Origin of the sequence: Alteribacillus bidgolensis, assembly GCF_002886255.1 — a bacterium.
GTDB lineage: Bacteria > Bacillota > Bacilli > Bacillales > Marinococcaceae > Alteribacillus > Alteribacillus bidgolensis.
Genome location: NZ_KZ614149.1, coordinates 3,207,212 through 3,232,466 on the forward strand (window position 1 = coordinate 3,207,212; position 25,255 = coordinate 3,232,466).

A 25,255-nucleotide genomic window follows, 5' to 3' on the forward strand; every position below is an offset into this window, starting at 1 on the left:
ACGGTGAGATAGACGATAAGTAAATGTATGGTAAAAAGGTTTAGTAAAAGACTTATGTAGATGAAACCTGCCAACATCCTTAAAACACTTTAGGTTCCTCGCATAAATTCAAGATATTATTTTTTGGATTTTTTTAACCTGATTTAGGATATGATATATGGTTAATCCCTGGTTGATAAATATTCCCTAAATTATTTATTTAAAAATACAATAACTGCTAAATAAGTAGAAATGAGGTCACTAAGGTCGAGAAATTGACAATAGAGTGACCTTATTTGTTATAACGAAACAGAGTATTGTCTAGATAATCATTTACTAGTGAAATCTTAAATCTTTTTATTCTTTTCAACGTTTTCAATGGTTTCAGCGTTTCCTATATAATATAACCTGCTTTTGGGTTCATATATTTGTTGTGAAGGCCATAGTCCATGGTGACCTGAAAAGATATAACTAACGAGACAAGCAACAAAAAAGTACTCCAATCCTTTTCCATCAAACATCTCCATTGCTAATAGAAAAGCTGCTATAGGGGTGTTCGCACCACCACTAAAAGTAGCAATTAATCCTAATGCTGCGAGAAATGATATAGGTAAATCTATGAATGTGTGTAAGCTATTTCCTAATGTTGCTCCCATAAAAAATAAAGGGATGGCCTCTCCCCCAACAAAGCCAGTTCCAAGAGTTACCGCCGTAAACACTAGCTTTCCTAGAAAAGCAAAGGGGGGAACGTCTTCTGTGAAAGATTGCTCTAGCATTTGTAAGCCTCGGCCGTTGTAATCTTGTGAACCTATAATTAACGTTAATGCTGCAATGATTAATCCTCCAACAAAGGCTCTTTTCATATGGTTTTTATTAAAAAGCTTCTCAGAGAAATTTTGTATACAATGTCTCAACTGACAGTATAAAACACTTAATAGGCTAAAAATAACAGATATAATAATAACTTTTGTAAATGTAATAAAAGATAGTTCTGGTATATTTTGTATAATAAATTCTTCGTGTTTATGTCCCAAAACTGCTGTCGTCATAAAGTGACCAACAAAGCTTGCCACAAGACAAGGGACGAGTGCTTCAAATTTCATTTTCCCTAAAGCGGTCATTTCCATTCCAAAAACAGCACCTGTTATAGGTGCTCCAAAGGCAGCACCAAAGCCAGCACTTATGCCGCTCATGATCAAAATTTTTGTGTCGAGTAGGTTTACTTTAAAGAGCCTGTTTACTGCTTCAGCTACACTTCCCCCCATTTGGACAGCTGCACCTTCTCTTCCTGTAGAACCGCCGAAAAAGACTGTTAGAAAGGTTCCAAAATAGACAATAGGACCCATTCTTATTGGAATTTTCTTTTTCCCATGAACTGTGTCTATTACTAAATTATTTAGTTCAGCCGTGTCATTTAAAATATTATTTGAAAATACCTTGCCGTAATTCATATATATGTATCCCAAGAGAATTCCTACAAGAGGAAGAAGACCTATAAGCCATCCATTTTTTTCTCGCACATCCCCTAGGTAATCGTTTGTCTCTAAAAGGAAAGTCGTTGTAGAACCGACTACTATACCAATTACGCTTCCTAAAATAACCCATTTACCAAGAACTGAAAAAAAGTTTTTGTACTTTCGTTTTATATCCATATAGTAGTTCCCCTCATTTCAAAGGTTCGATATATATATTGCTAAAAATATTTATAAATATTCATGGGTTGTCCCATTTTCTTGACTAGATAAATAAAACAACAACCACACTAAGTTTTTCAAGCTATACGAAAGAATTAAAATATGGCTGCTTAATATAAAGATTTAATGAAAGGATTGGGATTTTTAATGGATTTTTGAAAAAATAAGGACGATGGGCTTGATTCTTTTTACCTTTACTCATAGAATGTTTAGTTAGGTTTTAAAAAATCCAACTGGAATTGGAGAGCGGAAATAACAAAAAGAGGTAAAGGAAGTGGTTGCCAAATTGTAAAAAACTGGGAACTCTCTGCTAAAGATTAAAGGAGAATTATTTACTCTTGATTCATTCTGAGCCCACGACGGATAGGGGTTCGAAATGATTCTAAAAAAACGCCACTTATATTTGAGCTCTTACCGATTGTCATATAAGAAAATAGTTAATTTTGAAAATATAGTGATTATAACCATATAACCCCCTTACAATATTGTAAGAGCTGATTACTCAACTAAAACAACAGATTGTAAATATATATTTACAATCTGTTTTTCATATAGTAAAATTTATTGTACTAGGTAAACATTTTAACCGATAACGCATATGATTAATTAGGAAAAATACCTATATGACTTTCAGTAAATTTTTTTGATCAAAAAGTTTCCCTAAGGAAAAATAAATGTATTTAGGAAAAAATGACTTGAGGAGAAAAGGTAAATGAAAATAATACAAAATGTAAGATTGTTTCCCTCTCTTATTGTTTTAATACGTGTTCTCTTTGGGATAGGTTGGTTATTGGCAGGCGTAACCAAAATTACAGAAAAATTATGGTTTAAAGAACCAGGAATATTTTTAAAGGGCTATTTAATAAATTCATTACAAAATTCCAATACCTCTACCTTTTATAAGACTTTCATAGAGAATATAGCTTTAGAACATTTGATGGTTTTAAACTATGTTATTCCAATTGTCCAAGTTTTACTTGGCCTATTTCTGATAGTAGGTTTATTAACCATACCTTCAATCTTAGTTTGTCTCTTTATGCACATTAATTTTATCCTTTCTGGAAATATGAATCTAATTAGTCTTATTCTTTATACAAGTGCATTTTCGTTATTGATTTTCAGGTCAAATATATATCATTTCAGTCTCGATAAATACTTTAATTTAGATATCCTTTTGGCAAGAAGGAATAGCAAAAGAAAAACAGGTAATTGCATGCCATTAAATAAAGGAAATTTATTTGGTAAGTCTTAAATAAATTATTTTATTATGTCTTTTACCATTGTAATAATCCAATAGATTAACCCTAAAATATTAAATAATACAAAAACGTATAAAAAAATTCTTGTAACCTTCAAATTTCATTCCCCTTTTACTTATTTGAGTTAAAGGTAACTATTGATAATTATATTCTAATTTTTCTTTTTAAATTTATTGTTAAAAACCATCATTATTATTGATGGTTTTTTATTGCTCTTCAAAACTTTGTACTATTTATGATACGGTGAACCACGATTAATTTGAAAAGCTCGATACAATTGCTCCATTAACATGACTCGCATCAGCTGGTGAGGAAAAGTTAGTTTAGAAAAAGACCATAAAAAATCTGCTCGCTGTAAAACGCTTTGATCTAATCCTAAAGAGCCTCCGATGATAAAAGCTAGTTTACTTTTTCCATGCAGTGCTAAATAACCCATTTTTTCAGCAGTTTTTTCCGAAGAAATCATTTCCCCCCGCGGATCCAGTGCAATCACATACATGTTGTCATGTAATTTTTTTAAAATTCTCTCCCCTTCTTTTTGTTTTGTTTGAAGCATTTCCTTTTCACTAGCCTGCTCCGGAGTTTTTTCATCAGGTAGTTCTATTATTGAAATGTTAGCCAAATTTTTCATTCGTTTTTCGTATTCCGCCACTGCTTGTTTTAAATATTTTTCTTTTAACTTTCCTACTGCTATGATGGAGATATTCACAAGTACCATTCCTCCCCTCCAAGTTATCCACAAATTTAATCCACATATTAACACCCTGCACCATCGCATTTATTCCACTTTATACACAGCTTTCTTTTCACAATATGAACAAGTTGTGGATAATGCATCATTTTCCATTTTTTCCATACGCGGCGGGTGTCCATCCTGTTCAATAGCATCTTCAATAGCACGGTCACTATGAGATTCACAAAAATAAATCACTGAATTTTTCCTCCTTTTCTTCCATATTGTATCGTTTTAAAACATAGTTATCCACAAGATATTAACAACGATGCATGTTTTTTTATCCACATTCAAAAAGAAAACCTTCGAAGGAGTATCTCCTCTTTCGAAGGTTTTCTTTTTTTTTAAAAGTCTTGTTGTGCATTTAATGTTAACTCGGTGGTTTGCTGCTCGCCTTCTCGGTAGAACGTAATTTCAATTGTATTTCCTATCTCGGCCTCTGTGTATAAATATTTACGTAAATCATGACCGTCTGTTATTTCTTCTCCATCTACGGAAGTAATCACATCGTATTCTTGCAATCCTGCTTCCTGTGCAGGTGTTCCTTGAGCTACATTAGTCACAAACACCCCGCTGTCTATATCAGAAGGAAGCTTTAACGTTTCCTGCCAGTGGTAACTCGGAATTTCAGAAAGGGATCTGATTCCGATGCCCATTTGCGGTCGTTCTACTTCTCCTTTTGTTTCAAGGTCTTCAATAACAGGAATCGCTACTGCTGATGGAATGGCAAAACCAATGCCTTCTACTGTAGATTGAGCAATTTTCATGGAATTGATCCCTATTAACTGGCCGCTAATATTAATGAGCGCTCCACCACTATTACCTGGATTGATAGCAGCATCCGTCTGCATGACTTCTGCGTTCCAATCAGGTTGTCCATTACCTGTTAAATCTACAGGAATACTTCGTTCCGTCGCACTTATAATTCCTTGTGTTACTGTTCGTGAAAGGTTCGTGCCAAGTGGATTACCAATAGCTATTGCAGGTTCTCCCACATTTAAGTTTTCCGAGTTGCCAAATTCAGCAACAGTATCTACACCTTCTGCATCGATTTGAAGAACAGCAAGATCTGTTAATACATCTGATCCGACCAGTTCTGCTTCTACTCTTTGTTCATCTGATAAACTGACTTCTACTTGACTGGCTCCTTCGATAACATGATGGTTTGTTACAATAAAAGCGGAATCTCCTTCTACTTTATATATAACACCCGAACCAGTCCCTTGGTTTTGTCCGCCTTCCTCTTCCTGCCAAAACTCCGACCTTTGAAGATTAAAGACCCCAACTACAGCATCGGAAACATTATTTACTGCTTCTGTAATATCAGAGTTCACGGATAAATTAACATTTTGCTGTTGTTCCGTAAAAATATCATCTTCAGAGGAATCATTTTCTGATGTAACAGATGAATCTTCCTGTCCTCCTGCCGACCCCGGCAAAAGGCCTGCTCCAGAAAGCAGCGGCATCGAAAAGACGACAAGCAGTGCGCCTATAACAGCACCGATAAAACCTGCCATTCCTGTTCTTTGCCGATTCTTTTTAGATCTTTTGTTTTCATCATCCATATGATTATTATAATAACCCATAACCTCCGACACCTTCCTGTTCATTAAAGTTCTGTGAAACAAAACAAGCTTCTCGCCCGATGGCGAAGTCATGGTTTTTTAACCGCAGTATCCTCTCCTCTTACCTTTTAGGTATTTTTCCCCAAGTAACAAGAAATTAAGCATGATTATGGTTGTATTCTTATTTTATTTATAACCTTGTAAATTCGTCCAGAAAGAAGCTTTGTTTTATATAATTTTCCACAATTTCGCTTTTAGAGTGTCCTAGTTAATAAGTTTTTAAACATCTTTACCGTTCGTATAGAAGGAGTCCATTCTCATTATAATGTGACTAATGACGTAGCTTTGTTTGGGTCCGTATCATAAAGGTAAAAATCATAACCAATTCCGCAGTCATTTTCTTCTAAAATCTGCTTTACTGTCATTCGAGCTAAATCTTTCATATTGTTATCTTGACTTAAATGAGCTAAATAAATACGTTTTGTCTTTTCACCTACCACTTCTGCTAAAGCAGAAGCAGCGTCTTCATTAGAAACATGACCGGTATCCCCTAAAATTCTCCGTTTAATATTCCAAGGATAGCGGCACATCCGCAGCATGTTCATGTCATGATTCGATTCAAATATAAACATATCAGCATTTTGTATAATACCCTTTGTATGTTCACTGACATAACCCATATCTGTAGCAAGGGCTAGTTTTTTTCCTTCATTATGAAAAACGAAAAACATAGGGTCAGCTGCATCATGAGAAACGCCAAACGATTCCACCTCAAGATCTCCAAACGTTTGATAGCAGCCGCGTTCAAAAATAAATTTTTGCTCCGAATGAATGGCACCTATGCTGTTTTCCATTGCCTGCCATGTTTTTTCATTCGCATAAATCGGTAAGTTATATTTTCTCGCTAAAATCCCTACACCTTTAATATGGTCACTATGTTCATGAGTAACTAGAATACCATCTAAATCTTTTGGGCTTCGTGACACTTGTTGAAACAGCCCTTCTAATTTTTTCCCACTTAATCCTGCATCAATGAGCAGGCGTTTTTCCTCTGTTTCTAAATAGACAGCATTTCCCGTGCTGCCGCTTGCTAGTACGCTAAAAGATAAAGCCATCTATTGTTTCACTCCACGTTATTAATCTCCCTCGGATTCTCCTGAATCTGTTTCATTCCCATCGTTTTGACTATTATCAGAATTTCCCGCTAATTCTTGGATTGAGCCGTCTATAGCATGCACAAGATAATTTTTATCTTCATTTATTTCTATTTGATACATTGGTGCAAAGACCTGTACCTCTCCTTCTGGACTAAAAAGGCTATGGTACCCTAATTCCACTTTATTAACTTGATCATTAAAAGAGATAATGCCATCGTTTAATAACACTTCAATAGCTTTATAAGGATCGAGCATATCCTTTTCTTTTCCTTCTTCCTCAAAATTAAGATAGCTCTGCACATAACTTTCTATTTCGTTGTCTTCATTAAAAAACAACACCAGCTGATCTTCTTCATAAGTGACAACTGTTTTTTCTTCATACGTTTGGTTAAAATACATCTGTCGATCATTGCTGTTCCAACTTTCATACCTGTACTCATCTGCATTCCAAACATTCTGGTCTAAAAAATTCGAAATAGATTCTTCCACATCAGAGGTAACTTCGTATGGTTCCTCTAACGTCACTTCTACAAACCTATTGTTTAAAATATTGACATTATCTTCTCCAACCTTGTTTATAACTTCCTCTTCCATTTGCACGGGCTGGCCGACAATGTGGTTAATTTCACTTCTTTCTTCTGGCAGCTCTTCTGTAATATGGATATTCATATCAGCTAATCGCTCCCTGACTGTTGCTTGAGCTCTTACATCAATCTCACTTGCGTTTTTCTTTTCTAGTAACTGGTAAAGTAAAAAAGCATTGAGGAGAAGAAATGTGATAATAAAAATCGTTTTTGTCCTATTCCAATCCACTTTCTTCCTCCCCCTCTTCTGTTACACCAGGATCTATAGGATACCATGCATCATCATATTTCACATACCAACTCGGTTCAAAACGAATGACGACATTGTCTGTTTTTTCCATTTTGTAGCCAACTCGAATGTTTTCAATTCGCTCTGGATCAAACTGCTCTTCCGCGAATTCTATAACGTCTTCTCCAGCTGGAAGTTCAATCGAACCTCTTGCGTCAATCGGACTCTCATCTAGATTAAACAAAGGGCGTGAGTATTGAGAAACTTGTCCACCCACTCGTGAAACGTTAATGGACGCAAGATCTAATCCTTGTGATTCAAATACAGGCAGACCTGAAACAATCATTCGATACGTAGCATTTTCTTCTTGGCTGCGTCGCTTCCAGTCATAGAGGCGGTAGGTATCAGTCCACCCCCCGCGAGAATTGATAAAATCAAAAGAAGCTTCCACCACATGGTGTTGAGAATCTGGAACGTTCTCACTATAAACCGGATTAACATAATTCAAATAATCTCCGTTATCTTCTAAGCTCATCATGCGGTTCCCATCCGTGAAGGATGCTTCCCGATTGTCTTGATGATACTGTTTTACGTAATCAGAATCATTAAATAACAACCTTAAGAAAGCATTGTAATTAATTTCTGAAGACGTATCAGAAAGAGTACTATACATAACAGGCTCTTCTGGTAAATAAATTGTTTTTGGTAAAACAGAACCGTTGTCCACCTCATAGGAGAAAACAGATGTAAATTCATCCATTTGACGAATATACTGCTCTCTAAAATCAGACATACTGAAGTTTGTCTCCCCTTCTAGAACGACTGGATCCTCATAGGACACAAACTTTACTTTCAGATTTTCACTATCGACTCCTTCATCGATCAGTAAAACTCGATCCACTGAATCAATAGATAAGTATGGAATATCGTCTTCAAAATTGAGTATCTCATCTAATATATCTCCAGGTATGGGAGCTGGAAATATCAATTCTGCTATTCTCTGGCCTTCGTATAACTCATCTACGTCAAAATCTTGATTTAACGTAATATTTTCAAAACGAGCTTCTAAAAGAGTATTGTAAAATCTCGAAAAAACTCGTTCGGTACCATTTAATGCAACTTGGCGCTCGCCATTACGAAAAACTAACTGATCCGGCCAGATTACATCTTGCAGGTCTAATTCTTCCCCAAAATTTTCACTAGGAAGGTAATCGGATTCATCTAAATAGGCCAAATCCGGCTGAAAGGTCCAAAGCTGCCACGTTAGTATAACGCTAAGAGCAACTAATATCGTTAAGGTCCAAGATTTTATGCGTTCCATCATTCAAAAACACCCGCTTTTTTATTAACGGTATAAGGAAGCGTTACCGATATCGTCGTCCCTTTTCTCCACTCACTATTAACAGTAATATATCCACCATGGGACTGAACCAGCTCTTTGGCAATAGCAAGTCCTAAACCTGTGCCGCCAAGATTACGAGCTCTTGCCTTATCGACTCTGTAGAAACGGTCAAAAATTTTAGCTTGATTTTCCTTTGGTATACCTACGCCTTCATCCGTAATTTCAATATCTACAGCTTTTGAACGAGTAATCATTTGAATGGTTATCATGCCGCCATCTGGTGAATATTTTACGGCGTTTGAAATAATATTATCGAAAACTTGGGTCATTTTATCTTTGTCCATATTTACATAAACAGAATGCATCGGGATTTCTTTAGAAAACTCTATGTTTTTATCCTTTGTTATCATTTCAAAACGTTCTGCTATCTGCCGTAAGAGCTCCCCAATATCTGTTGTTTCAAATGTGAGTTGAAGATCATTGCTATCCATTTTGGACAATTGCAGTAAATCGTTTACAAGCCGGATCATGCGCTCGGTTTCATTTTGCGTCACTTTTAAAAAGCGGGGTCCTAAATTTTCATCTTCCATTGCCCCGTCTTCTAATGCTTCTAGATAACTTCTCATCGTAGTTAACGGGGTACGAAGTTCATGAGAAACATTGGCTACAAATTCGCGCCGTTCTCTTTCTATTTTCTCCTGTTCGGTAACGTCGTGAAGCACCGTAATAAGACCATTTACTGGACCTTCTTCATTGCGAATAACAGAAAAATTAGCTTCTAGTATAAATTCTTCATTGTCCTCACTGAAATCAAGCAGGATGGAATCAGAATAATCATATAAATCACTTGGTGTTATGGTTTCAGATAGCCGCAGAACTTCTGGGAGCGACGTGCCCATGATGTGCTTGTTATCTACATTCAACAGCTGTTCCGCACGATTATTCATTAATATAATGCGTCCGAGCTCATCTGTTGCGATAACACCATCTGTCATGTGAGCTAAAACAGAACTTAATTTTTTCCGCTCACCTTCTGTAGTAGCCCTAGCATCTTTTAAACTGAGTGTAAGTGTATTAAAAGATTCAGCAAGCTGGCCAATTTCATCTTGTCCATACACTCGTACACGCCGGGAAAAATCACCTTCCCCCATCACTTTAGCTTGTTTTCTCATATCCACAATCGGTCGGGTTAATGTTTGTGACAGCAGTATTCCTAGCACTGCTGTGATAACCAAAGCTATAATCGTTCCATTGAAAAAGATGCCATTGATTTCTTCCATCTCTTGATAGATATTTTCCATGGAAGCCTCAATATAAATGGCACCTATAATTTCTCCATCAGCTTCAACCGGCTGAGAAATCACCTGGATTCTATCTCCGGTTTCCGGGTCTCTTAAAATGGGGCTGTCTTCTGTACCAATTAGAGCTCTTTTCACTCTAACTTCTGTACTTTGCTGTCCCACAATATTTTGATCATTCCAATTTGATGTCCCTAATACTTCCTGATTCGGACCAATAACCTGTACTTCCGAATCCTCTATAGAAAAAAACTCTTGTAAAAGATCTTCTATATCATCTTCAAGTGGTTCTTCTTCACTATCACGATCTCTTGTCATTTCTTGTCTAACATTATATTCGAGCAAATCAGCCCGCTCCACTAACATATCATAATGATTATCTTCAAGCTGCGATTCTAATTCTCTCGTAAAGTAAACACCAATCACCTGCATGGCAATAAATATCAGCAGCATAAAGATTACAATCATTTTGACATGAATCGATTTAAAAAAATCGATAATTTTCATTTTTACTTCTCCTGTTCAGGGTGTTTTAAATAATAGCCGACTCCTCGTCTTGTTACAATCCACATCGGATAACTTGGATTATCTTCCACTTTTTCACGAAGACGGCGTACAGTCACGTCTACGGTGCGGACATCACCAAAATAGTCATAACCCCATACGGCTTGGAGTAAATGTTCACGCGTCATGACTTGTCCAATGTGGCGTGCTAAATAATGAATAAGTTCAAACTCCCGGTGTGTTAAATCTACTGGATCTCCACGTTTAGAAACAAGATATGCATCGGGATCAATCGTTAAATCCCCAACTTCAATTTGTTTTTGTTTCGATTGGTTTTCTTCTGGAACAACCTGCAGTCTTCTTAAATTAGCTTTTACTCGTGCAATAAGTTCTCTCGTACTGAAAGGCTTTGTCACATAGTCATCCGCCCCCAGTTCCAAACCAAGCACCTTATCTATTTCTGCGTCTTTTGCGGTTAACATGATAATAGGCATATCAAAATATTTTCGGATTTCACGGCAAACTTCCATTCCATCTTTATGAGGGAGCATAATATCAAGCAGAACAATATCGGGTTTGAATTGGTGTACTTTTTCAATTGCTTCATTCCCGTCATAAGCTACCTCTACTTGAAACCCTTCTTTTTTTAAATTGAAGTCTAAAATATCAGCGATTGGCTGTTCATCATCAACCACTAAAATCTTTTCGTCCATCCAATACCCGCTCCATTTCTTTCATAGAATAAGTTGCTAGGATTACAATAAACTCACTAATTACATCCACAGGGTGGTTTTCACCTGTTTTTTTAATAGCCGTTAATAGTAAAAATAAGTATACTAGATTATTATCTTTAACAAACATGTTACCTGTTTTAACAGTATTAGAACAATTTATCTTTCCGTCAAGTTCTAATGGTAAGGGCGGAAGTCTTAGTCTTTTCTTGTACTATATTCCTTTAATAAAGTTACATTTTCTTAAAGTTTGAGAAAAAACTGCAACACAGTCCTCTTATATTGTAACATAGCCTGAAAGGGACAAGTTACAACGTTTATATGTAACATTTTGTATTTTAATGGTATACAAAAAACGCCTGGAATGTAATCCAGGCGTGTATTATCATTTTTTTAAATGGTGGCTCGAGACGGAATCGAACCGCCGACACGAGGATTTTCAGTCCACTGCTCTACCGACTGAGCTATCGAGCCATTTTAAACAAGTAGTTCTTCTTTTTATTTTTTCTTCTTGCTTTCTTATTTCCTCTGTCCCTTACTCTTGTAGCGTTGCTTCGAGGGGGAACTAGAGGTTTTTCGATGATTTTTTTCTCGTTTCTCCGAGCTTTTATTCTTGGTGCAATCTATCGTATGTAAGTAGTAGTAAATGGCGGGCCTGACGGGAATCGAACCCGCGATCTCCTGCGTGACAGGCAGGCATGTTAACCGCTACACCACAGGCCCTTTTTTGAATAATAATCTGCGAATCTCTTCGTCAGCTGCTCTCGTTCTGTCAGTCACGTACTAAGGTACGCTCCTTCCTTCTCTCCCTTGCTTCCTCGACCTTCTTGATTCTTATTCAAAAAAGACGATTCTTTTCAAGACGAATCTCTTCGTCAGCTGCTCTCGTTCTGTCAGTCACGTACTAATTGTACGCTTCTTCCTTCTCTCCTCCCCGGCCTTTTAAAAAGGCGGTTGGATTAAGAGGAAAAAAGTTGTACTTAACTGTAATAAATAATATGGTGACCCGTAGGGGATTCGAACCCCTGTTACCGCCGTGAAAGGGCGGTGTCTTAACCACTTGACCAACGGGCCGTTTTTAAATGGTGAGCCATGGAGGATTCGAACCTCCGACCCTCTGATTAAAAGTCAGATGCTCTACCAACTGAGCTAATGGCTCTTATTTATAAATGGTGTCATTTACTATACATACCTTTTGTTTATGAACCGCTTTTTATTTTTGTCCCTCACTTCGTGAAGAACCAAAATAAACATAGTTGATGCATTCGTCGATGTTTTGTGCTCGTCGCGTCATGCTTCGCATCACTGCTCCTCGCAAACCTGCATTGTTGATTACTCAGTGGGGTTTACGGTTCGCTAATGGCTCTTATTTATAAATGGTGCTCCTTTATTATGCATACCTTTTGTTTATGAGCCGTTTTTTATTTTTGTCCCTCACTGTGTAAAGAACTAAAATAAACATGGTTGTTGCTGTTTCCTTGACAGCGACAAGAATAATATTACCATGTTGATTTTTTATTTTCAAGGAGTTTTAAAAAAAATTTTCCCCGTCTGCTTTTCCATGTAAGAAGCTTGAAAAGCAGACGAAGAAAGAGGGATTATAAAGTGTTTTACACACCCCACACGCCCCTGACCATATTCGTTTGATTGCGATCCGGACCAACAGAGAAAATGCTAACAGGAATATTCGTCAGCTGCGAAACCCGCTCCAAATAATGGCGAGCGTTCTCAGGAAGATCTTCCAATGATTTTACTTCCGTGATGTTTTCGTTCCATCCAGGCATCTCTTCATAAACAGGCTCACATTCAGCTAGTACCTTGAGACTAGCTGGAAATTCTTCAATAATTTCTCCACGGTATTTATACGCCGTACAAATTTTCACCTTATCTATTCCAGTGAGAACATCAATAGAATTAAGAGATAAGTCAGTTATCCCGCTGACTCTTCGTGCATGACGCACAACTACGCTGTCAAACCAGCCTACTCGACGTGGCCGCCCCGTAGTCGTTCCATATTCATTACCTACTTCACGAATTTTGTCCCCTATTTCATCTGTAAGTTCAGTAGGAAACGGACCATCTCCTACTCGTGTGGTATAAGCTTTTGATACACCTACAACATGGTGGATTTTAGATGGACCCACACCAGACCCAATGGTCACTCCGCCTGCGATAGGATTAGAAGATGTAACAAACGGATATGTACCTTGATCGATGTCTAGCATAACCCCTTGTGCTCCTTCAAAAAGAACCCGGCGTCCTGCGTCAATGGCGTTATTTAACACCACGGACGTATCACAAACATAGTCAGCAAAAAACTGGCTATATTCATAATATTCGTCAAGAATATCTTCTTTTTTGAACCCTTCTACTTCGTATATTTTTTCAAGTAGACGATTTTTTTCTTGCAACGTTCTTTCTAATTTTTCACCAAATTCTTCTTTATCTAGTAAATCTGATATACGGATCCCTGTTCTAGCTGCTTTATCCATATAAGCAGGTCCAATTCCTTTTCGGGTTGTCCCGATTTTATTCGACCCCTTACTTTCTTCTTCAACAGCATCTAGTTTCACATGGTATGGCAAAATGACATGAGCACGGTTACTAATCCGTAAGTTGCTAGTATCCACACCGCGTTCATGCAAATATTTCAACTCTTCTACCAATGCTTTCGGATCAATTACCATGCCGTTTCCAATGACACAGGTCTTGTTATCATAAAAAATACCTGATGGAATAAGGTGCAGCTTATACTTTTTACCATTAAAAACAATGGTATGTCCTGCGTTATTTCCACCTTGATACCTTGCCACGACTTCTGCATTTTCTGAAAGATAATCCGTGATTTTTCCTTTTCCTTCGTCTCCCCACTGCGAACCAACAATTACTACTGACGACAAACCGTCCACCTCCGGCACCTGTTTTGACAGGCTACTTTGATAATTCATTATCTTTTATATGTAGTTAGTTACAATCAGAATAAAACCCTCAAATAGTGTATCAATTCTACGGAAAGAAGTCAATCAAACACGAACGTTATATATATAAATCCACCAATACGTTCGTGATACCTAGAATTATTGATTTTTATATATTTAAGATGCTATGAAAAAACCGAATTGGAATGTAACCAATCCGGGTTTTATTCATGCACCAGGCGGCGCTTGACTTTCATCATGGCGCCTGTCCAAATTCACAAATTTATTATACTCTTTTATAAAAGCAAGCTCTACGTTACCTACCGGGCCGTTACGCTGTTTGGCAATGATTATCTCGATGATATTTTGATTTTCTGCTTCTTGATCATAGTAGTCTTCTCGGTAAAGAAAAGAAACAATGTCAGCATCCTGTTCGATACTTCCAGATTCACGAAGATCCGACATCATAGGACGTTTATCTTGTCTGGATTCTACTCCACGTGAAAGCTGAGACAGGGCGATTACAGGAACATCAAGTTCACGAGCAATTCCTTTCAGGCTTCTTGAAATCTCTGAGACTTCTTGTTGACGATTCTCTCCGCTTTTTGAACCGGATCCTTGGATTAGCTGCAAATAATCAATCAAGATCATTCCGAGACCGCGCTCTTGTTTAAGTCGCCGGCATTTAGCTTGTATATCATTAACTTTAATCCCCGGAGAGTCATCAATGTATATGCCTGCCGAAGACAGACTGCCCATTGCCATTGTAAGTTTTTCCCAATCCTCTTCTTCCAGCGCTCCGGTTCTCATTTTGGTCGCATCAATATTGCCTTCTGCACAAAGCATCCGTTGGACAAGCTGTGATGCTCCCATTTCCAAACTAAATATAGCTACATTTTCCGAGGTTTTCGTGGCTACATTTTGAGCAATGTTTAAAGCAAAAGCTGTCTTCCCCATAGAAGGCCTTGCAGCTACTATAATTAAATCGCTCCGTTGAAAACCAGCTGTCATATGATCAAGCTCAGCAAACCCGCTTGATATACCAGTAATATCATTTTCGCGGTTTTGAAGCATTTCAATATTATCATAGGTTTCTATTAAAACATCTTTAATAGATACAAATGCTCCGGAACTTCGCTGCTGTGCAACTTCTAAAATAGACCGTTCGGCATCATTTAAAATATCTTCTACTTCTTCTTCGCTTTCATAACCTTCTGATGCAATATCAGTTGCAGCACGAATGAGCCGGCGCAGTATTGATTTTTCTTGAACAATTTTACTGTAGTATTCTACGTTTGCCGCAGTGGGCACGGCGTTAGTAAGATCCGTTAAGTAAGAGATACCTCCTACTTCTTCTAACCATTGATAATCTTGAAGAGCAGATGTGACTGTGACAAGGTCTACCGGACTTCCTTTCTCACCGATTTCAACCATTACACGGAAAATTCGCTGATGAGAGACACGATAAAAATCTTCAGGTGTGAGACGCTCTGTCGCTGTAACGAGTGCTTCTCCTTCAAGAAAAACAGCCCCTATAACGGCTTGCTCCGCTTCGATGTTTTGAGGCGGCTTCCGGTCTGTTAACACATCACTCATGACTGCCCCTCCTGCCTTTCATTTACTCTTCTTTGACGTGAACATCTACCGTTGCAGTTACCTGCGGATGAATTTTAATGGGAACCTTTGTGACTCCCAGAGTACGGATTGGATTATCAAGCTCAATTTTTCGTTTATCTACTTTCAAATTCATGCTTTTTAATGTCTCTGCAATTTGTTTTGTTGATACTGCCCCAAACAAGCGGCCGCCATCTCCAGCTTTTGCTTTTATTTCTACTTTGGTCTTTTCTAGTTTTTCTTTATATTCTTTTGCTTCTTCAAGCTGCTGCTGCGCTTTTTTATTTTCACTTTCCTGCTTGGCTTCTAGATTTTTAAGGTTTCCTTTAGTTGCTTCTACAGCCAGATTATTTGGAAACAAGTAATTTCTCGCATAACCCTCAGATACGTTTTTTACTTCCCCTTTTTTCCCTTTTCCTTTTACATCTTGATTAAAAATTACTTTCATTCTTTTGTTCCTCCTTCCAAGTAATCATCTATAGCTTGCATTAATTTGTCTTCTGCTTCTTCGATAGATACACCCTCAAATTGGGTAGCTGCATTGGTTAGATGGCCGCCGCCATCTAATGCTTCCATAATTAGCTGCACATTCACTTCCCCTAAAGAACGTGCACTGATACTTGTTTTTCCATCTTGTCTTTTAGAAATCACAAAAGATCCTTTTACATCATTCATCGTAAGAAGGGTGTCTGCTGCCTGAGCAATAAGTATTTGATCATACGTTTCTTCTCTAGAGGCTTTTGCAATCGCCATACCATCGCGATAAATGGATGCCTTTTCGATTAACCTTGAGCGTCTCACATATTGTTCAATATCTTCTTTTAGAAGCATTTGTACTAATGTTGTGTCTGCTCCATGTGACTTTAAGAACGAAGCAGCATCGAAAGTCCGCGAGCCTGTGCGAATCGCAAAACTTTTCGTATCCACGATAATACCAGCAAGCATAGCCGTTGCTTCTAACACATCCATGTTCAATTTCTGAGGCTGATATTCTAATAGTTCCGTTACTAATTCAGCAGTAGAAGAAGCATAGGGTTCCATGTATACCAGTACCGGGTCTTTTATAAATTCTTCTCCTCTGCGGTGATGATCGAGTACAACAACCCGGTCGACCGCATCAACTAACCGCGGTTCAATAACAAGAGATGGTTTATGCGTATCTACAACGACCAGCAAGGTATGGCGGGTCAGTTCATCTAATGCTTCATCCGGTGTAATAAATTGAGACCAAAGATGCTCATGTTCTCCCACTTCTTCCATGAGTTTTTGCACATCAGGATTTATATCATTAGGGTCAACGACAACATAAGCATCTGTATTATTAACGTCTGCAATCTTTAACACACCAATTGCTGCCCCGATCGCATCCATATCTGGATTTTTGTGTCCCATAATAATCACTTGATCGCTTTCTAAAACGAAATCACGAAGAGCATGTGAAATGACACGGGCACGTACACGGGTTCTTTTTTCCATGGCATTAGATTTCCCGCCGTAAAAACGGACTTTCCCATTTGTATCTTTAATTGCTACTTGATCTCCGCCTCTTCCAAGAGCAAGATCAAGACTCGATTGAGCAAGGTTTCCTAATTCTCTTAACGAAGATTCTCCACTGCCTACTCCAATGCTTAAAGTAATGGGAACTTTTTCTTTACCTGTTACTTCTCTAACTTCATCAAGCAGCTCAAACCTTGTTTTTTCAAGCTCATCTAACGCCTTTTTATTCATAACTGCTATAAAACGGTCTGAAGCAATGCTTCTAAGCAGAATTTGATACTCATTGGCCCAGTAATTTAATGACGATGTTACGTGACTCATTAGTTTACTGCGTATCTGGTCATCCATTCCTTGTGTTACTTCATCATAATTATCTAAATAAATAAGCCCAATCACTGTTTGCTCGTCTTGATACAGTGATCTTGTTTCTGCTGTGTCTGTCATATCAAAGAAGTACAAAAGGCGTTCCTCTTGCCTTATATAGACAAAGTAATGCCTTTCATTTAGGGTCAGTTCTGTTTCATAATCTCCTTTTTTGATCGCCGGAATAAGCCCGTCGGAAACCTTTTCCAGTGATTCTCCTAAGAACTCCCGCGACAGGAAATTCATCATAAACGGATTAGCCCATTGTACTTCATACTCTTCATTAAACAATAAAATCCCTATCGGAAGTTCTGTCACCGCTTCTTCCCCAGCTTTATTCACTCGGTGAGTAAGCGTTGATATATATTTCTCCAAGTCTTTTTCAAATGATTTTCTAGCCTGAATGATATATATCACTAAGAGGCTTAGCAAAAAGTAACCGAGTAAGCCAAGCTGCCATTGGTAAAAAGTCAAAATAGCGATAAAAAGCACTGCTACAAAAAACAGAGACACCACATGATAACCGTGCCACCGCCTCAATAAAAACCTAGGCATAATGTCAACCCCTACTTCGTGTCAGGTTTCAGACGTTTTTTCAATTGAAATCCTAAATCAATTATACCCAAAATACGAGCAAGAAGAAGAACAAAGGGTAAAAATAATCCAGAAATAAGCAATATTATAGGAAAAACTTTATGAATAGACTTAACATAACAATAATAAAACACAACCGTAAACCCCTGCAAAGCCATTGCTGTTTCCAATAACGGGAATAGGTTCCACATAACTACATATAACGCTGTTCCTTCTTCGGTTCCTATGAAAAAAATAATAGAAGTAATTAGATAATACCATAGCAAGGAACGTGGGAAATTCCACTCTCTAAGAGGAGGGAAAGGCTCTACATTCATTTTGAGCCGCTGCAAAACCATATGGGCAGCTAATTGTGTAATTAATCCATATATAACACCTGTAAATACAATCAATACCGGGCCCAGATACCCTATTTGATTAATCATATCCTCCCAAATTTCCAGGTTTTCAGAAGGCTCTTGGCCAAGTGCACCTAGCATAGATTCGGCCTGCTGTGTTGATTGCCGCATGACATCTTGCATGGCATTTATAGGATCTATATCTAATATAAGAATTGACCCGGCATACAGCAGTACAAGTACACCTATATAAGCAATACTGCTTCCTGCCAGCACCAATAAAGCTTCTTTCTGACGACGTATAAGTTCACCAGCAGTTAACCCGCCCGCTCCAGCTAGTAAAGCATGAGGCAAACCTATTACTCCTCCAATAATCCCTGAAAGTAAAATAGTTACTGCAAACATGATAAATCCAGATTTTAACCCATGCCGCGCCGCAAAAACGATAAATGGAAGAGGTAAAAACCACATCAAAATAGTAATAAGGAAAGGCACAAAAATAGAAAGAAGCAGCATAACAATAAACACACCACTTAATACTGCGCCTTCCGTTAGTCCTCTTGTTTGCCGCAACACCGTCACCTCATCTATATTTTCCGTAATTAACTTAAGAGACACTTTTTAATATAAATCCATTCGTCTATTGTAATTGATTCTTTTTAAAAAAGAAAGATAATATGAAATTGCTTAAGTACTCTGGTAAAAATACTGACTATGGACAGACTAGAAATACTTGGCTTGTCGGCCGAATCCTTATAGTATTAGAAAAACTCGTCTTACCGCCGAGTCCTTATGGCGGAAGACATAGTTTTGCTTATACCTTGATCTTTTAACAAATGTAAACTTTCTAAAGTACAAAAAACCCGAATCACAGACGACCATTTTTGCGTCTATCATTCGGGCTGATGCCGTTTTCTTTATAAATTTTTGCAATAATCAAACTTTTCATTTCGCAGTAGGAAGTTTAAAACTAAAGAATGTTGCAGGAAAAACCGAACGATCAAAATCTGCTTTTTCCTTCTCCTCTTTCTTTTTCAGCTCTTCTAATTGATCATTAATGCGAGTGATATATTCTTTTACATCCATTTTTCTCTTCCTCCTTAACAATGAAATTATATTATGAAGAAATAAACTATGTTTTTGTTAAATGTTTTGCTGTTATTCATATTCCTACCCATTACCCGCACTTCCTCAAACTTCTCCGCTGATAAATAAGACAAAAGGACTACCGCTGCCAGACAACAAAACCCTAAGTTTTTTACGCTTTCTTTAAGCATAGTTAAACTCCTAAAGTATTTAGAAAAACTTGGCTTTCCGCTTCCAAATGGAAGAAGTCGTAGTTTTGCTTATGCTTATACTTTGATCCTTTAACAATTCACACTTTCCTAAAGTACAAAAAACGTTCCCCAGAAGACGGCCGGGGAACGCTGAAAAGATTTACTGCTCTTTAACGTAAGGGAGCAGTGCTACATGACGAGAACGCTTAATTGCTTTTGTCAATTGACGTTGATACTTAGCGGAAGTACCAGTTACACGACGCGGCAAAATTTTACCACGTTCAGAAATAAATTTCTTCAACAAATCTACATCTTTATAGTCAATTTTTTCAATTTTATTGACTGTAAAGTAACAGACTTTTCTGCGCTTTCCTCTACGACGTGCCATCGTTTCAACCTCCTTTAAGAAAGATTATTATTTATAGACGCGGGAGAACGTTTCCTAGAATGGTAAATCGTCATCAGATATATCAATAGGCTGGCCATCGTTAGCAAAAGGATCATCATTAAGGTTAGAGGAGCCTCCTCCTTGGTTCTGTTGACCGTACCCTTGATTTCCTCCGCCTTGAGCACCTGCATAATCATTACGAGGGCCTCCGGTGCCGCCAGAAGCGTTGCGTGGTTCTAGAAATTGTACACTTTCCGCCTGAACTTCTACAACGTTTACACGACGGCCTTCCTGATTTTCATATCTGCGGCTTTGCAGTCGGCCATCAATACCGGCTAGGCTGCCTTTTTTCAAGTAATTTGCAACGTTTTCCGCCTGTTTTCTCCAAACGACACAGTTAAAAAAGTCAGCTTCTCTTTCCCCCTGCTGGTTTGTAAACGGACGGTTGACGGCAATCCCGAAATTTGCAACAGCCACACCATTTGGTGTATACCTTAATTCGGGGTCGCGGGTCAGACGGCCAACCAAAACGACACGATTTATCATCGGAACCCCTCCCATTTTAGGTCATTATTCTTCATCTTTTACAACAATATGACGGATGATATTGTCATCCATTTTCACGAGACGATCGAATTCGTTTGTAGCTTCCGGGCCGGCTTTTGTGTATACCACAACGTAATAACCGTCTTTCAAATCATTGATTTCATAAGCAAGACGGCGCTTTCCCATTTCTTCGACTTTCTCGATTTCAGCTCCATTGTTTGTTAAAACGTTGTTGTAACGTTCAATGGTTTCTTTTACACCATTTTCGTCAACGCTTGGAGCAATGATATAAAGCACTTCATATTTACGCATGCTGCGTCACCTCCTTTTGGTCTTACGGCTCTTTTTCAGAAAAGAGCAAGGAGCAAAATACGGTTAATGAATTTTACTCACAATTAATGATTATAGCAGAACGAGTATCCCATGACAATAATGGATAAGAAAAACTCTGCTTGCCGCCGAGTCCTATGGCGGAAGACGTAGTTTAACTTATACTTTGATCCTTTAACAAAGTTAAACATTCCTATAGTATAAAAGAAAAAGCTGGACATAACACTCGTTACCGTCCAGCTTATGGATACATATTATACATTAAATCGGAAATGAACTACATCTCCGTCTTTCACGATATAGTCTTTACCTTCTAACCGTACTTTACCTGCTTCTTTTGCAGCATTCATATTACCAGCAGCAACAAGGTCTTCGTAGCTTACTACCTCTGCACGAATAAATCCTCTTTCAAAGTCCGTATGAATCACACCAGCAGCCTGAGGTGCCTTTGTTCCACTGCGAATGGTCCACGCTCGTACTTCTTGTTCACCGGCAGTAAAATACGTTTCTAACCCAAGAAGAGTGTAGGCCGCTCTAATTAATTGATCTAATCCTGCTTCTTCTATACCGAGCTCCTCAAGAAATTCTTGTTTTTCCTCCCCTTCAAGTTCAGCAATTTCCGATTCTATTTTTGCGCAGACTGTTATTACCTCAGAACCTTCTTTAGAAGCATAATCTTTTACAGCTTTTAAATATTCATTGTCTTCATCACTGAGTAAGTCCTCTTCGCTCACGTTAGCTGCATATAGGACAGGCTTCATCGTAAGCAGCTGGAACCCATGCACAATTTTCTTTTCTTCCTCTGTTAAATCAAGGCTTCTGGCAGGTTTTTCTTCTTCGAAAGCAGCAATCAGCTTTTGCAGCACTTCATGTTCAGCTATAGCATCTTTATCTTTTGACTTAGCAAGCTTAGCTACTTTAGCTGCTCGTTTTTCTACTGTCTCCAAATCAGCAAGTATAAGTTCGAGATTAATAACTTCTATATCACGAATCGGGTCCACACTTCCCGAGACATGAGTAATACCCCCATCATTAAAACAACGGACAACATGAGAGATTGCATCTACTTGGCGTATATGAGATAAAAATTTATTTCCTAAACCTTCTCCTTTGCTGGCTCCTTCTACAATTCCTGCAATGTCGGTAAATTCAAACGCTGTTGGAACCGTCTTTTTAGGATTAACAAGTTCTGTTAGTTTTTGAAGACGATAATCAGGCACTTCCACAATACCGACATTAGGATCTATCGTACAAAACGGGTAGTTGGCAGATTCAGCCCCCGCTTGGGTAATGGCATTAAATAATGTAGACTTTCCGACATTTGGAAGGCCTACAATCCCTGTTGTTAAAGCCATATAAAGTCACTTCCTTTTCCATTACATTAACCAAAAATTGGTTTATTATAAAGACCGCTCTGTTCATTTTTATTGTGTTTATCCTTCCCAATTATAGAAAGAACTTTATAAAAAGACAAGGATATATCTTTTACTCCTTATGTAAGAAGGAGCAAGTCTTTTTAGACTGCTCCCTGCTGCATCATTTCTTATACATTTTTCTCTGCGCTCTCTAAGACTTTTTTTATCTTTTTTCTGAACTCTCGGCGGGGAAGCATGACACTATGGCCGCACCCCTGGCATTTGATTCGGATATCAGCGCCCATGCGAATAATTTTCCACCGGTTTTCACCGCATGGATGCGGTTTTTTCATTTCTACAATATCATTTAATGAAAACGGAATATCCGGCATTTCCGTCACCTCATTTCTACATACCTTCCTTTTCAATTAACCAGTACAAACTTCTGTAAAACCTGCAAAGGCAGAAGTTCCATGTCTATTTATTATCCTATCCTATCTCTTAAAAAGAAACAATCATTCCATTAGAAAAACTTGGCTTGCCGCCAAATCCAAATGGCGGAAGTCGTAGTTTTGCTTAATACTTTGATCCTTTAGCAAAGTTAAACAACTAAAGTATAAAATATAAATCATTTCCCAGGTAATTAGAACCCTCATATCGAAATGTACCCTTATATTTCTAAAAAATATTAAAAATAGGTTTAAGATCTTTTTTTTAGGTAAAAAGGATGAATTAAGACAACAATAAGCAAGTATAAATTTACAAAACCGTATAATGGATATAAAAATGCAATTAAACTTGAAAAACCAATTCGAGTCACTGGAATCATTAAACATAAAAGCACAAGAGCCAGTGCCCAAACAGGAAGACGGATAACAGAATGAAGCCTGCTTGATAATCCAAATAACCCCGAGGCTGCGGTTGTAAAGATTGCTGTCCACAAAAGAACGGCCATAAAGGCTGTCATATAATCTGGGTAAGATTTCAATAAAGCAAACAAAGGTATTTCATACAACATGATGTCTTCTGCTGCTGCAATTAATGACTCATTATATAGAAATGATATTCCTCCTAGAGTTACTCCGCTTCCAACACTAGCTATCCATATCTCACCATGATGCTTTATTTGTTTACCTGTAGCTGATAATACAGCAACAAGCGGAAGTAAGTTCAAAGAAGTAAAGGTAAATGCAGCTGGCCAATTATGTTGTGTTTTCCAATCTATTCCTTCAAAGTTAGCATTAAACCAAAAGAAGGATAAAAGTGTAACTGTTAAACTAATAATTAACACAGGCATCAAAAAACTATTAACCCCTGTCAATCCTTTAACACCACGAACAGCTACAATTAGAAGCAGCACACACATAAATATCACTCCGGCTGAAAAGGGAACATGGAAAAATTCAAGAGCTGCTCCACCTCCTGCTATCATGATGCCCGTCGTTGTAAATAAATAAAATACAATAATAACATCATATCCCTTTGAAAAACGTGGTCCCATCAATTCTAAGAGTACTTCTGCATAATCATCGGTTTGATGACGAAAACTTATGCTTAATACAACATGGCAGCTTGTAACAAAAAGAAGAGTAAATAAAATAATAGCCAGTCCACTTTCATGACCAAAAAATTGCCATATTTCACGTCCTGAAGCATATCCTGCACCAATAGTTGTACCAATAATTAAAAACATCCATTTTAATCCATTGACTATCATCTGCTCTCTCCCTTTGTCTAGGCTCACCTTCTACAGAGGCGAACGTATAGAAATTGAAAAAGGTCCCTATACTGGGACTAATATGAAAAAGGAGAGACCAATATGCTTGGAAAAAAACCCGCTTCCACTCGAATTCCCTTTTCTTATCAAGTTCATTCAGAAGAAACCGGGGCAGCTTCTAGTCTAGCTTCCCAGTTAGCAGAACAACTGGATAAGGTTCCATCCTACCGTGATATTGTTGTTGTTTGTATTGGGACGGATCGATCAACTGGTGATTCTTTAGGGCCTATTATCGGTTCTTCTTTAGAAAAAAGTTCTCTTAAACGGCTTTGTGTGTATGGAACATTAGCCAAACCTGTTCATGCAGTTAATTTAGAGGAAACCATAGAAATGATTCAACGTTATCATCACCGTCCATTCATAGTAGCTATTGACGCTTGTCTCGGCCGAGTTAAAAATGTTGGGAAAATAAATTTTTCCGAAGGTCCAGTCATCCCTGGAGCAGCTATGAAAAAGAAGCTTCCACACGTAGGAGAAATGCACGTGACAGGTATTGTCAATGTCAGTGGAATGATGGAATATTTTGTTTTACAAAATACTAGGTTATATACAGTAATGGCAATAGCAGATTGTATATCCCAAGGATTCATATTAGCTGATAATAAATTAAAATTTCCTTCTAGCTCTATTACAAAAAATAATGTTTCCCAAACACCAGTCCACACAAAAGGACTATCCAAAACAGAGTCAGCTTTTTCACTTCAGCAAATTCATCATAAAGAAAGCCCGCCAATTGACGAGTCTTAAGCATGAAAACAGAGGGGGGTAGCTATCCTTATACTGCCTTTAAAAATCACTTAAAATTCTGACTAATTATAATTTGCAAACCATAGATACTGCTGTCACTACTTCATTCACCTCTCCTGCCGACGACAGCAGATTTCAATCTATTTCATCAAGCCCCCCTCGCAAACATTGCATGGCAGCAGCAGAGATAAGCAAAAAAACAATCGAATTTACCCTGTTTAAAGATTTTGAACCTCTTCCACTACTAGCACTTATTGTCCTATTTGTTTTTGACGCAATTAGAAGAACTTGACTTGCCGCCATGTTTAACGGAGACCGCGAATATCTACTAAAAACTTACACAAAGCATTAGAAAAACTTGGCTTACCGCCAAGTCCAAATGGCGGAAGTCGTAGTTTTGCTTATACTTTGATCCTTTAACAAAGTTAAACAATCC

23 protein-coding genes and 4 tRNA genes are annotated in these 25,255 nt (G+C 37.9%); 2 read left to right on the top strand and 25 right to left on the bottom strand.

What is annotated here, in order from left to right; all coding sequences use genetic code 11:
* Positions 1-326 precede the first annotated feature (326 nt).
* Entirely contained in the window at positions 327-1,631 is a 1,305-nt protein-coding gene (locus CEF16_RS15810) for a voltage-gated chloride channel family protein (RefSeq protein WP_091586395.1), read from the bottom strand.
* Positions 1,632-2,385: 754 nt separating this feature from the next.
* Here CEF16_RS15810 and CEF16_RS15815 point away from each other — a divergent pair.
* On the top strand, positions 2,386-2,925 hold the full coding sequence (locus tag CEF16_RS15815) for a DoxX family membrane protein (RefSeq protein WP_091586393.1): 540 nt from the start codon (positions 2,386-2,388) through the stop codon (positions 2,923-2,925).
* 236 nt (positions 2,926-3,161) lie between these two features.
* Here CEF16_RS15815 and rlmH read toward each other — a convergent pair whose 3' ends face one another.
* The 24 genes from rlmH to CEF16_RS15930 all read right to left on the bottom strand — a co-directional run bounded on the left by rlmH (position 3,162) and on the right by CEF16_RS15930 (position 24,012).
* Entirely contained in the window at positions 3,162-3,641 is a 480-nt protein-coding gene (rlmH, locus tag CEF16_RS15820) for a 23S rRNA (pseudouridine(1915)-N(3))-methyltransferase RlmH (protein WP_091586683.1), read from the bottom strand.
* 69 nt (positions 3,642-3,710) lie between these two features.
* On the bottom strand, positions 3,711-3,863 hold the full coding sequence (locus CEF16_RS15825; protein ID WP_091586391.1) for a CxxH/CxxC protein: 153 nt from the start codon (positions 3,861-3,863) through the stop codon (positions 3,711-3,713).
* A 146-nt stretch (positions 3,864-4,009) separates the two neighbouring features.
* Complete coding sequence (locus CEF16_RS15830) at positions 4,010-5,251, bottom strand: S1C family serine protease (protein WP_091586389.1); 1,242 nt, start codon at positions 5,249-5,251, stop codon at positions 4,010-4,012.
* Positions 5,252-5,550: 299 nt separating this feature from the next.
* Positions 5,551-6,345, bottom strand: coding sequence for an MBL fold metallo-hydrolase (locus tag CEF16_RS15835; RefSeq protein WP_091586387.1), 795 nt, complete (start codon positions 6,343-6,345; stop codon positions 5,551-5,553).
* A gap of 21 nt (positions 6,346-6,366) precedes the next feature.
* Positions 6,367-7,200, bottom strand: a complete 834-nt coding sequence (locus CEF16_RS15840) for a two-component system regulatory protein YycI (protein ID WP_091586385.1) — start codon at positions 7,198-7,200, stop codon at positions 6,367-6,369.
* Positions 7,187-8,524: a YycH family regulatory protein gene (locus tag CEF16_RS15845; RefSeq protein ID WP_091586383.1), complete on the bottom strand. Its 1,338-nt coding sequence runs from the start codon at positions 8,522-8,524 to the stop codon at positions 7,187-7,189. The genes CEF16_RS15840 and CEF16_RS15845 overlap by 14 nt, the downstream gene beginning before the upstream one ends.
* Positions 8,521-10,347, bottom strand: coding sequence for a cell wall metabolism sensor histidine kinase WalK (gene walK / locus CEF16_RS15850; protein WP_091586381.1), 1,827 nt, complete (start codon positions 10,345-10,347; stop codon positions 8,521-8,523). Before walK ends, CEF16_RS15845 begins: the two co-directional genes overlap by 4 nt.
* 2 nt (positions 10,348-10,349) lie before the next feature.
* A complete protein-coding gene (gene yycF, locus CEF16_RS15855) occupies positions 10,350-11,057 on the bottom strand; it encodes a response regulator YycF (protein ID WP_091586379.1) in 708 nt (235 codons plus the stop codon).
* 416 nt (positions 11,058-11,473) lie between these two features.
* Positions 11,474-11,549 (bottom strand) — tRNA-Phe (locus tag CEF16_RS15860).
* A gap of 173 nt (positions 11,550-11,722) precedes the next feature.
* Positions 11,723-11,798, bottom strand: a tRNA-Asp gene (locus CEF16_RS15865).
* A 276-nt stretch (positions 11,799-12,074) separates the two neighbouring features.
* Positions 12,075-12,149, bottom strand: a tRNA-Glu gene (locus CEF16_RS15870).
* 9 nt (positions 12,150-12,158) lie between these two features.
* Positions 12,159-12,234: transfer RNA gene (locus tag CEF16_RS15875), tRNA-Lys, on the bottom strand.
* Positions 12,235-12,685: 451 nt separating this feature from the next.
* Positions 12,686-13,975 (bottom strand): adenylosuccinate synthase, encoded by a 1,290-nt coding sequence (locus CEF16_RS15880; RefSeq protein WP_091586377.1) that lies wholly within the window; start codon positions 13,973-13,975, stop codon positions 12,686-12,688.
* A gap of 246 nt (positions 13,976-14,221) precedes the next feature.
* Positions 14,222-15,589: a replicative DNA helicase gene (gene dnaB / locus CEF16_RS15885; RefSeq protein ID WP_091586375.1), complete on the bottom strand. Its 1,368-nt coding sequence runs from the start codon at positions 15,587-15,589 to the stop codon at positions 14,222-14,224.
* A gap of 22 nt (positions 15,590-15,611) precedes the next feature.
* Positions 15,612-16,055 (bottom strand): 50S ribosomal protein L9, encoded by a 444-nt coding sequence (gene rplI, locus CEF16_RS15890; RefSeq protein WP_091586373.1) that lies wholly within the window; start codon positions 16,053-16,055, stop codon positions 15,612-15,614.
* On the bottom strand, positions 16,052-18,022 hold the full coding sequence (locus CEF16_RS15895) for a DHH family phosphoesterase (RefSeq protein WP_091586371.1): 1,971 nt from the start codon (positions 18,020-18,022) through the stop codon (positions 16,052-16,054). Before CEF16_RS15895 ends, rplI begins: the two co-directional genes overlap by 4 nt.
* Before the next feature lie 11 nt (positions 18,023-18,033).
* Positions 18,034-18,972, bottom strand: coding sequence for a YybS family protein (locus tag CEF16_RS15900; protein WP_091586369.1), 939 nt, complete (start codon positions 18,970-18,972; stop codon positions 18,034-18,036).
* Between the two features lie 372 nt (positions 18,973-19,344).
* Positions 19,345-19,485, bottom strand: coding sequence for a hypothetical protein (locus CEF16_RS23865; protein WP_170032001.1), 141 nt, complete (start codon positions 19,483-19,485; stop codon positions 19,345-19,347).
* Between the two features lie 351 nt (positions 19,486-19,836).
* Positions 19,837-20,064 (bottom strand): 30S ribosomal protein S18, encoded by a 228-nt coding sequence (rpsR, locus tag CEF16_RS15905; RefSeq protein ID WP_091586367.1) that lies wholly within the window; start codon positions 20,062-20,064, stop codon positions 19,837-19,839.
* Positions 20,065-20,118: 54 nt separating this feature from the next.
* Positions 20,119-20,610: a single-stranded DNA-binding protein gene (ssb, locus tag CEF16_RS15910; protein ID WP_091586366.1), complete on the bottom strand. Its 492-nt coding sequence runs from the start codon at positions 20,608-20,610 to the stop codon at positions 20,119-20,121.
* A gap of 24 nt (positions 20,611-20,634) precedes the next feature.
* Positions 20,635-20,922: a 30S ribosomal protein S6 gene (gene rpsF, locus CEF16_RS15915; RefSeq protein ID WP_091586364.1), complete on the bottom strand. Its 288-nt coding sequence runs from the start codon at positions 20,920-20,922 to the stop codon at positions 20,635-20,637.
* A 272-nt stretch (positions 20,923-21,194) separates the two neighbouring features.
* A complete protein-coding gene (ychF, locus tag CEF16_RS15920; protein WP_091586362.1) occupies positions 21,195-22,295 on the bottom strand; it encodes a redox-regulated ATPase YchF in 1,101 nt (366 codons plus the stop codon).
* A 188-nt stretch (positions 22,296-22,483) separates the two neighbouring features.
* Complete coding sequence (locus CEF16_RS15925) at positions 22,484-22,687, bottom strand: DUF951 domain-containing protein (RefSeq protein ID WP_091586360.1); 204 nt, start codon at positions 22,685-22,687, stop codon at positions 22,484-22,486.
* 308 nt (positions 22,688-22,995) lie between these two features.
* A complete protein-coding gene (locus tag CEF16_RS15930) occupies positions 22,996-24,012 on the bottom strand; it encodes a YkvI family membrane protein (protein WP_091586358.1) in 1,017 nt (338 codons plus the stop codon).
* Between the two features lie 102 nt (positions 24,013-24,114).
* Here CEF16_RS15930 and yyaC point away from each other — a divergent pair, with 102 nt between their 5' ends.
* Complete coding sequence (gene yyaC, locus CEF16_RS15935; protein ID WP_091586356.1) at positions 24,115-24,819, top strand: spore protease YyaC; 705 nt, start codon at positions 24,115-24,117, stop codon at positions 24,817-24,819.
* Positions 24,820-25,255 lie beyond the last annotated feature (436 nt).